Source organism: Bradyrhizobium sp. Cp5.3 (assembly GCF_000426265.1).
Taxonomy (GTDB): domain Bacteria; phylum Pseudomonadota; class Alphaproteobacteria; order Rhizobiales; family Xanthobacteraceae; genus Bradyrhizobium; species Bradyrhizobium neotropicale.
Genome location: NZ_AUFA01000091.1, coordinates 1 through 8,119, shown reverse-complemented (window position 1 = coordinate 8,119; position 8,119 = coordinate 1). Strand labels below are relative to the sequence as shown.

Below are 8,119 nucleotides of genomic sequence, written 5' to 3'. Positions count from 1 at the left end.
ATTGCACGCGAGATGGTCGGCTTCCTGTGGGCGATCACTCGTCAAGTGCAACTCAGGCCGGCCGCCTGAAGAACGCTGCTCGACCATATCTGGTGCCCAGGGCAGGAGGCAGGGCGCGGTGGGGAATCCTCGTGGCCTGTTATGAGCCGGCATTGCCGACGCTCGCTCCTAGACCGAGGCAGCCCCAAAACGAAACCACGGTCATGCGGTAGCCAACCCGCGCATGAGAGCTTGATCAACCGTCGTCTTTGGCCCTGCCTCCTACCGTGGGCACCTTCGAAGTCCAGCGTCCGGGCGCTCAGCCGGAAGCGGCTCCGCTTGATCGAGCCCCTTGACAGCAAACATGAGAGCAGGCCGTTGACGTTTTCCATCTCCAACATCTGATGGGCCTTGCGGCGCGACGGTTGGCAATGCCGGTCTGTCCGACCATTCCGCGTGCTCCGCTCAAGTTGGCCGTAACAAGATTTTCCTTGATCTCCCGGTGCACACGTCGCGCACACGCCGCCTTCTAACCGATTGAAAAGCTTGAACTCTCGCTCCAATCCATCATGAGCCAGTTTGAGCTAACTCAAGCTAAACAGGCGCAATTCGAGCAAGGTACGCGAAGTCTGGCGCGCCGGACGAGATACGGCTGATGCGCCTCGACAAATTCGGATATTCAAAACGCTCCGCGAGGGCGGATGGAATAGTGGAGCATCGGATCGACTTGGAGGGCGGCTCATCGCCATCGCCAGAAAACGGGCCTAGTTTCAGGAGGCTTCGCCTTCCTTCCGGAAAGCATCCCCGACTTGGATAACGTCGCGCCCCGCCGAAATCGTGCTAGTCGTCTTCGATCCATGCACGATTTCATTGTGAACGTTTTGCGTACCAATGGTGGTCGTTTGAGCGACAGCGAACTGGCCGGCTGTGGTCTTCAACACGTTGGCAAACTCAGGATCAGAATGCGCCATCTCGGTCAAGAAGCGGCGGAAATCAGTGTCGTGCAGCAAAGGCGCTTGCTCATATTTCGAAAGTACTTCGACTGCCTTTGGATCTTGAGTGAAGCGCTTTCTCAGGGAAGCGATAATATCCTTTCCCTTCTTATAGGCATCTTTACCTACCTCCGATGTCAACGCCTTGAGAAGTTCGGCAGCGAGCGCACCAACAGCGGCTTCAATAACCACGACTACCTCCCAACAGCAGGACCTCTCAGGCACTTTACGCCTTAGCCCACAAAACGTGAAGTGCTGGGTTGTGTGAAACTCCTGATTCAACTAATATTTTATCCCTTGTCCGGCGGGGATATTCATGAGCACTCAGAACTCAAATGGGGAAGCGACCCAAGAGGAGAGCAAAACGGCACCTCCCCCTGGACCGCCAGCGCAAGAGAAGGGTCAGGAGGGCACGCCGCCACCGACACCAACTCCTCCCTCACAAGGTTCAGCCGACGATCTCCTTTCCAAATTGAAGGAGATCCTACCGCGCGTGGATGCGGGAGGTGAGAGTGCGATTACTCTGGATGCTGTCGGCACAATTAATTCGAGTAATCAATACGTTCATGGTGATTCATACAGCCAGTCCTCGAGCGCGGGTCGCGACGTTTTAATTATTCAAGGCAATGTCATCTTTGGACCGCCTAGAGACAATCTCATCCGAGCCGCCGAGGATCAACAAATCGCGCCATCTGCTTCTTCGGAAATGGCGTTCGCAGGCGAACTGCAGCCGTGGTGGGAGAGTGGAAAGCCTACGATGGATGACCTTTGCTATGTCGTGGCGCTTGCTTTCCTTGAAGGGAGTGACTTCAGATCGATTGCACGCTACGGGGCTGAACTTCGCAAGCAGGTGGAGTATTCTAGCACCGCAGCAGCGCCCAGCAGCATCAGTCCGGCGCGTCAGGCGACCGCTTCACGGATTATCGCTCGCATGGGTGCCTATCGGGCGCAACAGAGCGAGGTTCGTGACAGAGAGCTGATTTTTTTTCGAGAATCTGTCTGGCGTTCACAGTGCCTAGTTGCGATATGGCGCGATTTTTCAGGCTCGATTCTACCGGTGTCGGATTGGTTACTCGCGACAGCGCGGGAGATTGGCGGCCCGGCACGCACGTCGTTGCAACAGGCTGTTGCTATTCTTTTCGCAAAATTTCCGGACGACGTCTACCAAACTTTGATCTTACCGCTTGCTGACGCAGGCATTCCGCAGCGATGGCTGGCCGCGAACAGTCTTGGCGCCGCGCTCCGCGTCGACGCGGCAGAGAAGGTTCGGGCTAAATTAAAGGCTGCGTCTCACCTTAGTCACGGTCGGGCGGCCGCAAGCGTAGCTGCGCTGTGCGTCGGAACAGCATTTGCTCGCCAGGTTCCCGCTGCTGCTGCCGAGTTTCTGATCGCACTGTTGGAGCACCATCACGAAGTGGATGATGCCCTAGGTATCGCAATTGAAGGTTTGATACGTGAAGCGCGGTCGAGTGCAACCTCAGCCGAAGCCGTTCTTACCTGCCTCGCCAATTGGCCGCGTTGGGAGCAGCTCGGACCGGACGTGGTAGGCGATTTGGTAGCCACTTATCTTAGAGAAACAATCGAGGGAGTTCCTGCTTTCGCTAACGCAGCTGATGCAGTTCGCCACTTCAAAAGGGAGGCGGAGCGTGATGCCAACGCAAAGAAAGGATCCTTCAAATTCGCCGAAATCGCGGAAATCCTTGGCGTCATCTCGGCCGCGATCCTCAATCCCCACGCCGGGCGCGAGAAAAAGGGTCTGAACTCGAACGATGCATCGGATGAGAAGCGGAAATCAGTAGCAGTTTTCGCAGCGCGCGACCCAAAGGTATCTGACGTCGCGGGAGCGCTCGTCATCCGTCTATTGAGATTCGGCCCCACCTACGTTGCGGCTTGGTCGCTTCTTCGCGACCTTCTGCGTTGGTCCGATGTAGAACAGGCCCTTGGCGCTGTAGCTATTGTGAAGCGTGTTTTCTCGCTCGCTGCCGACCCGGAGCGCGAGCGTTTCCTTGAACACCTGAAACGCTGGTCCCGAGAGCCTGCTGTGCGCAAAACAATCGAGGGTTATCTGCAATCCATGACTTTACCGCCCGCTCATTCATAGGTCATCCCATGGCAAAAACATATATCCCCGTCGCAGAGCTTCCAACTACCACAACCGTCACTCGAAAAGCAGGATACGAGGTTCTTGCGGAGACGCGTCAAGGAATCGTTGAGGTGGTCACTGATAGCGCTCATGCGGGATGGTTTTCATCGTATAGGCGCTTCGTTTCAGTTATGACGGGCACGGCAACCGTAGAATGGACGACCACGCTACCAACAAGAGACGCTGTGCGTCAGTTTCAAGTCGATGTATCGATCAGAATTGCGCCCACGGAGCCCGCGCGATTGATCGGATCGGCTGGCTACGACTTTGGACCCGACATCATCACGGAGGTCAGCGATCAATTGAGGCAAATCTCTCGGAGATTCGGTCCTGTTGACGTCGCCGAGCTAGAACACGATATGCGTCGATGGAGTTTCAACAGGAGAATCGTTTCTGAGGCTTTTACTATTCACTATGGAGCCTTCTCTGTGAAAATGGATCAGGCTATAGCTAGCCGACTGACAAAATCCGATGATGCGGAGGCCTCTCATTCGGAAAGGATGAAGGATGTAGAGCGACGAATGCAACTTGCCCAGATCGTGTTCCAAGTGTTGCCCGACATTCCCAGTCGAGCCGCTGTCGCGTTCGATCTAGCTAACGATCCCAACAGGATTGGACAATACATTGAGGGGATCCAAAAAGCGTATGGCGAACAGCAGCGTCTAACGATTCAAAAACTAGAGAAGGTAGGAGAATTTTTCCGCCAAGGGAATTTGGATGCTGTTGATCTCGCCAATCTCCTAGGCAAAGTGCTTGAGGCGCCCAGTCGCCAATCCCTAATGCCATCGACACCACCAAAGGCTTTACCATCCAACTGATCGCGCAAGCGGAGGCGCTAGTCTCCCCCTATCTGTTATGCCGTCGAAGCTCGTATCCAAGACCTATCCGGTGGGACTCGGTGCATCCTGTTGCGCCAAGGTGCAGGGTGAGTTTCGAGTTTTTAAGCTCGTTAAGCAGTTGGGTTCGGACGGCGCTGAGGGACGTGTCTTCCACGGCCAATCAGGCAGTCTAAATTGTGCGATCAAAGTCTACAGCCAGGAGCATCGCCGTCAGGGCAGCGACGAAAAACTGCTGCGGAAAATATCGTTACTGATCGCGGCAGGTACCCCATTTGCGTCGGCAAGGGCACCGCTCTTTGCATGGCCTCAAGCCACGATTCACAAGGGCACAACCCCAGCCGATCTCACGGCAAAACAATTCGTTGGCTTCATGATGCCAATGGGTGACGGATTGGTCAGTCTAGCGGAGATTGCAGAGCGAGCAAAGAAGTTCAATAAACCAAGCCTAACTCAGCGGCATATGATTGGGTATCTGGTCGCTCGTGGGTTTGCGATGATTCACTTGGGATCCCAGATCACTGACGCCGGAGGTACAACCCGCGTGTCTTTCGCGGTGGGCGACGTGAATGATTCAAACATCGCAGTCACAAATGACTATGTTCCGTTCTTTCTCGACTGCGACAGCTACATCATTCGAACCCGAGCGGATATTTTTGACCACGCTTACGGTCGGCCGGAATATGCTTCACCTGAGTACCTCACGGCTAAGGCTATCGGCGAAAGGATGGTCCGTGCGGCTTCAGACGACAACTTTGGGCTTGCAGTGCTTATCTTCAGGCTGCTCAATGACTGGCAACGGCCTTACATCTATCGGGGGGCTAAGCGCCTCTCAGCCGAAGCTTTGATCCTGGAACGTCGATTTCCTTACAGTTCATCGGGCTCCGAGGTAATTCCGGACGCTAAGGCAACTCTCGAAGCTTATCGAACCGAGATAGATCCGCGGCTCAAGCTGCTGTTCAAGCGCGCGTTTCTAAAGGGAGGAGCACGACCGACGGCCGCGGAGTGGGCTACGTCATTGGGTGAATCTGTAGTCGCCCGCAAGGATTTTGTCCAAGCACCAAAGTCTCCAGCGGCACCACAGACCGCTCCTCAGGTCTCTCCCCCACCTACCCCGATACCCATTCAACAGCCCACCTCTAGCGGGAGAAGCGCAATCATGGCGGCGGTCTTTGCGGTGCTGGTGATTATCGTCTGGTTTCTGCGTCACTAAGCGCGGTCGAGTGCGCCGTCCAATCTTCGAGAAACCGTTCGCGTAAGCGATGTCCGGCTCGCTCCCATTCTTCGGCACACGGGTGCTCCGCCAGGCCAAAGCGGGAAAGAAAAGCAACTGCCCAATACGGAATGAGCCGCTTGCTGGAAGCGCGCCAAGCCCGATTGGAGTCGCTCTCAGCAAGATAGCTCATCGCTGCGTTTCCTCGGATCAGAAGGTGCCGGAGGCTGACACAACGAGACTTAACAAACGGTTAATTTACGCTGGGCAGCAGTGCAATCTATAGTTTATATAGATGTCAGGTTGTGCTGGGGAGAATTGCGATGACTGACAATCTTATGGATCGATTTCTTGAGGAATTGGGTAAAGAGCTCAAAAACAAGCCTACGCTGCCCGTAGGAGACCCATCGGTCGACCGATTGCCCGTTGTCTTTGTAATTGACCATTCGGATTCTACACGGGAATCCGGAGACATCGTTCAGATTAATGAGTTTTTGAAGCGCTTTGCGGATTCCGTCTGTCACGCCACAAACGAGGGCTGGAAGAGAATACGACAGCATCTCGATTTTTGCATTGTTGGGTACAGTGAAGGAGCGGCCGAAGTTCTCGGTTGGACACCGGGTTCTGAGCTCTCAGCCCCTAAAATACCTACGCTCGTAGGCTCTGGGCGTACCGCGATGGGAGCGGGCCTTGAGTTGGCGTCCAATGCGATGATGCGGCGCTTAGCTGACTATCGTGCGCGGAGCTTGCCCTGCTACCGCGGATATATCTTCAACATAACTGACGGAAACCCCACTGACATGGCGCCTGCCGATGGTGCCGATGCTTCCTCAAAGTGGAGTCGCATCAAGCGGGTTCTCGACAGTTTTGAGACGAAGAGTTCAACTGGCACCGCATATGCGCAAACGTTTCATATGGCATCCAGAAAAGCCAATCGCGAATTGCTTGGACTTCTTGCATTTGATCCAAGTCGGGTGATTGACCTGGAACAAGCGAACTTTGACGAATTATTCGAATTCATTCGAGTCAGCCTGCTGATGACGTTCGAGTGATCCGTAAGACATTTGCGCGAGGCTGTTATGGGCGACATCTTCGAACGCACACAAGTGGAACTAGTCTCCAACTGGCTCGTCGTTGGTGCTAAGCAAGGTAAGAAAGGGCCACTTGAAGAATTGATCCGCACGCGCAAAAGGTCTCGCTTCTTATGCGCGGACGAATTCAGCGTCGATCAAGTCAACACAGAAGCTGGTTCTTTGATCTGTTTTGCGATCGCCGACGGAGTCGGTAACGAAATTCGCGCCGATATCGGCGCTCGCGAAGCTACTCGTCACGCTACCCAATCTTTAGTGATTGAGTGTCGGAACGGGCGCGTCACGCGACACGCGCTGGAACGCGTATTGGATTCGGTTCACCGTCGATTGAACTCGTGTGCCGAGCAGGAAAAGACCGCCGCATCCGCCTTCGCGACAACTTTGCTAGTGGGTGTCCTGCATACCGAAAGCGCCGCACTCGTTTGTGCAAGCGTTGGTGACGCTTTTTTGGTGGCTCAGGGTACCGAACGGATCTGGAGCTCTCCGCCAATTGAGGACTTCGAGCCGAACGGCGGCACGTTTTCGATCACTGATAAGAGCTGGCATCGAATAGTGCGGTATGACGAATGCCCGTTTCCGGTAACGACAGCCATCGCTTTTACTGACGGACTTCGTCACGTCATGTTTAAGGTAGATCGCAACAGCGCAAAGCAGATTACCACGCCTCACGAGGAAGCAATTCAGGCGTTCCGGCAAGCTATCATGCCGTCCGAAAATGCATCTCGCGGTCGAGTTGTCGCAGCGCTTTTGGGTGCTTCTCAAGATCCAAGGTTGATGGAAGACGATCGTACTGTGCTGATTTTACACGATCTTGCTACAACGGAGCGAACTTCACTCCTCGCTGCCAAACCGAGCGCGCCGCTGGCGGAAATCGGTCCAAGCAACCCCAGCGGAAGAGGCGTTAGAAATTTGAGCTACCGCTCAATACCTAGGCTTTCTTTTATTCGACGCTTAAGGCCTCCGAAAATATCTCTTGGTACCGAGCGCAAGCTCACGTTATTGATCTGGCTGAGCCTAGCTACGATACTTCTCTTGCTCGTGTCGATACTGGCTGACATCACAAGCATTCGAACGCGTATCGCGGGTGCCGCTGCGCGATGGTTGGAGCCAGTTAGATCCGCGCCTTCCACACCGGCCTTAAAACCGGAAGCCCATTCCGACTCAGCGCCCCGTTCAAAGCAGCCGGACGAATAGTACAGGTAGAGCTCCATCAGGCCTCGTCGGAGCTTCTCCGCCGCCGCACCTGGGCAGGATGCGCGGCCCATGACGAGGCCGGAGCCAGCGTTTCAGGATACATCAATTAGATTGAGATTGGCCGTGTTTGCTAACCTTAAAAAGCCCATCGCGCTGAGCCTGGACGAGGTTGTCCAGCGCATTATTAAATTGAATGACGGGCTGCAGAAGTTCTGGTCCAAAAGTCACGGTTGGGCTCCGGTCGAAGCTGCCGGGCTGCTAAGCAAGTCGAGACTCGACTGGCAGGTATCTCTCTCCGAAACGCTTTATCTTTCGGTCAAAAAGCCTTCGCACACTCTCACGGGGGATGTCCCGGGTTCTGTTGAATTTCTGAAGAGGTCGGCGTTGCCCACCTTGAGCCGGTAGGCTCGGGGTGCTGATTCCACAAAGGAGAGCAACGCCATGACGAGAGATATCACACCGGCTGGTTCGCCGGCGACTGGGGCTGTGGACGAAGCGTTTGCAGAAGTGCGGGCGAGCTTTGATCGGTTCTGCCTTGCGGCGGGGATCGAGGCGCTCGGCACGATGATGGAGGCGGATGTCACGGCGGCCTGCGGGCCGCGCCACGGTCGCGATGCGGCGCGGCGGGCGCACCGTTGGGGCCGAACGCGGGGACGGATCGGCTTCCACGG

The 8,119-nt window shown here is 55.2% G+C and carries 7 protein-coding genes and 1 pseudogene; 7 read left to right on the top strand and 1 reads right to left on the bottom strand.

Going from position 1 to position 8,119, the window contains the following annotated elements; translation table 11 throughout:
• Window positions 1-749: 749 nt before the first annotated feature.
• Window positions 750-1,163, bottom strand: a complete 414-nt coding sequence (locus K289_RS0139755) for a hypothetical protein (RefSeq protein ID WP_156918455.1) — start codon at window positions 1,161-1,163, stop codon at window positions 750-752.
• A gap of 301 nt (window positions 1,164-1,464) precedes the next feature.
• On the opposite strand from K289_RS0139755, the gene K289_RS0139750 reads away from it, so the two are divergent.
• From K289_RS0139750 to K289_RS47070, 7 genes and pseudogenes are all read left to right on the top strand, one after another.
• Window positions 1,465-3,072 (top strand): hypothetical protein, encoded by a 1,608-nt coding sequence (locus K289_RS0139750; protein WP_156918454.1) that lies wholly within the window; start codon window positions 1,465-1,467, stop codon window positions 3,070-3,072.
• A gap of 8 nt (window positions 3,073-3,080) precedes the next feature.
• Window positions 3,081-3,932, top strand: coding sequence for a hypothetical protein (locus tag K289_RS0139745; RefSeq protein WP_156918453.1), 852 nt, complete (start codon window positions 3,081-3,083; stop codon window positions 3,930-3,932).
• A gap of 70 nt (window positions 3,933-4,002) precedes the next feature.
• The gene (locus K289_RS0139740; RefSeq protein ID WP_156918452.1) at window positions 4,003-5,163 is read left to right on the top strand and encodes a hypothetical protein; all 1,161 of its coding nucleotides are present in this window, start codon (window positions 4,003-4,005) and stop codon (window positions 5,161-5,163) included.
• Window positions 5,164-5,486: 323 nt separating this feature from the next.
• Window positions 5,487-6,215: a VWA domain-containing protein gene (locus K289_RS0139735; protein ID WP_027556415.1), complete on the top strand. Its 729-nt coding sequence runs from the start codon at window positions 5,487-5,489 to the stop codon at window positions 6,213-6,215.
• A gap of 27 nt (window positions 6,216-6,242) precedes the next feature.
• On the top strand, window positions 6,243-7,448 hold the full coding sequence (locus K289_RS49895; RefSeq protein ID WP_084788942.1) for a protein phosphatase 2C domain-containing protein: 1,206 nt from the start codon (window positions 6,243-6,245) through the stop codon (window positions 7,446-7,448).
• Window positions 7,449-7,517: 69 nt separating this feature from the next.
• Window positions 7,518-7,853, top strand: a complete 336-nt coding sequence (locus K289_RS47075; RefSeq protein ID WP_156918451.1) for a hypothetical protein — start codon at window positions 7,518-7,520, stop codon at window positions 7,851-7,853.
• 36 nt (window positions 7,854-7,889) lie between these two features.
• Window positions 7,890-8,119, top strand: a pseudogene (locus K289_RS47070) (IS256 family transposase); the annotation flags it as partial.